Below are 2,020 nucleotides of genomic sequence, written 5' to 3'. Positions count from 1 at the left end.
CGGCACTCTAACCAACTGAGCTACACCCGCTCCGCGCATCGACATCTCGTCGCTGCGAAGTGGCGCCGGTTTACGGCGGCCAACCGAGGAAGTCAAGCACCGGGCAAGCACAGATGCAGCGATTTTGCGAAACACCGGAAAATTGACCGAAAACGGCCTGTTTCAAAGGCTCCTGAAGTGGGGATAAGTCTCTTAGACAACAAATAAATCCGGGATATGGGCGAAAATTGAAGTGCCAAAACCACAGTTTCCCACAGAATGCCGAAGGGACAGCGACAGAGCAGTCTCTCCGGAGGCCACCTCCCCCTCATAAAACCGGTGAAAAATGTGTTTGAAAGCATCTCCCGCACAGCGATTAGGGCATTCCGACAATCGACAAGAGCGCGGTTAAGCCAGTAAGCCGGACAAAGATCATGTCCTTGCGGCATGTGCAAAACCGGGAGGAGATGCAAAAAATGTTCAAACAAGCCTTCGCAGTGCTGACCGTTCTGACGGCGTCTGCCAGCCCCGCCCTTGCAGAAGACAAGGTTCTCAATATCTACGACTGGGCGGACTACATACCGGCGTCGATCCTTTCCGACTTCACGAAGGAAACCGGCATCAAGATTGTTTACGACGACCTTGACAGCAACGAAATCCTCGACACGAAACTGCTCACCGGAGGCACGGGGTACGATATTGTCCCGCCCACGAGCTATTATCTGTCCCGGGAGATACAGGCGGGAGTTTTTGAGAAACTCGACAAGTCCAAATTACCCAACCTGAAAAACATGTGGGACGTGATAGAGGCACGGCTGTCGGCATATGATCCGGGCAACGATTATTCCGTCAACTACATGTGGGGCACGACCGGGATCGGACTCAATCCGGACAAGGTCCGCAAAGCGCTCGGCCCGGACGAAGCCTTGAACAGCTGGGATCTTCTTTTCGACCCGGCCAAGATGAAAAAGCTGCAGTCATGTGGCGTCTATTTTCTGGACGCCCCCAAGGACGTCATACCGGCTGCCCTGTTTTATCTCGGCCTTGACCCGGACAGCAAAAACCCGGCAGACCTCGAAAAAGCGGGAGCCCTTTTGAAGAGTGTCCGGCCCTATATCCGAAAATTCGACTCGTCCCTTGTCATCAACGCCCTCGCAAGCGGTGACATCTGCATCGCTATGGGCTGGTCGACCGATATGTTCGTGGCGCGCCAGCGGGCAAAGGACGCCGGAAACGGCATCACGGTGGATTATATCATCCCGGAAACCGGAGCGCAGATCTGGTTCGACCAGCTGGCCATCCCCGCCGACGCACCTCACAAGGACGCAGCCTACGCGTTCCTCGACTTCATGATGCGCCCGGAAATCGCAGCCAAAGCCTCTGACGCGATCTTTGCAGCAAACGGGAACAAGGCGTCTCAGCCCCTCCTGAACAAGGACATCATTGACAATCCCGAGATCTACCCAACACCCGAGACAATGGCCAAACTCTATTCAATTACCGCAAACGACCCCAAGACCGACCGCATCGCAACGCGGCTCTGGACGTCCATCAAGACCGGTCACTGACGGTCCAGCGCATACCACCGCAGAGGCCGCCGGACTATCGGCGGCCGATATCCTTGTGCTCATTTCCGCTACAGAAAAACACCTGTTTTCGGCTGCCCAAGGCCACGCGCGAGTTCCGGCAAAACATCCCGCCATTCCGGACACCCGCACTATCCGCTCGCACCCTACCGGGAAATAACATTGCCTGCCGGTTTCAAATGTGTATTTCGTGAACCAAAAGACATATTGCATACATCAGCATACAAAACTCTTGCACTTATATTCGTCATCGCGAGCGGAACATCGAATGCCTGCGATGACACCACGGCTGGCGCACCGGTGAAACCCGAAATCTTCGGCTCAGGCAAATGTGCAGAAGGGCTTCCCTTAACCAACCGCCCAAATATTTTTTTGACCCTTTTGACCTGATTTTTCGCCGGTCGGTCAAAAGAGTTTCCAAGGGTGATGCGGGGCATCGTTCGAGAAGCTGGACG

The 2,020-nt window shown here is 54.8% G+C and carries 2 protein-coding genes; one reads left to right on the top strand and one right to left on the bottom strand.

What is annotated here, in order from left to right:
• The first annotated feature begins 455 nt into the window (after nt 1–455).
• Complete coding sequence (locus tag E1297_RS02420; RefSeq protein WP_155133444.1) at nt 456–1,547, top strand: polyamine ABC transporter substrate-binding protein; 1,092 nt, start codon at nt 456–458, stop codon at nt 1,545–1,547.
• Nucleotides 1,548–1,711: 164 nt separating this feature from the next.
• Here E1297_RS02420 and E1297_RS49635 read toward each other — a convergent pair.
• Nucleotides 1,712–2,020 (bottom strand): hypothetical protein (locus E1297_RS49635; RefSeq protein ID WP_209015598.1); only part of this gene is annotated, 309 nt, incomplete at its 5' end.

Source organism: Roseibium sp. RKSG952 (assembly GCF_009711355.1).
Note: the sequence above shows the minus strand (reverse complement) of the source record. Positions and strands in the feature narration are given on the sequence as shown.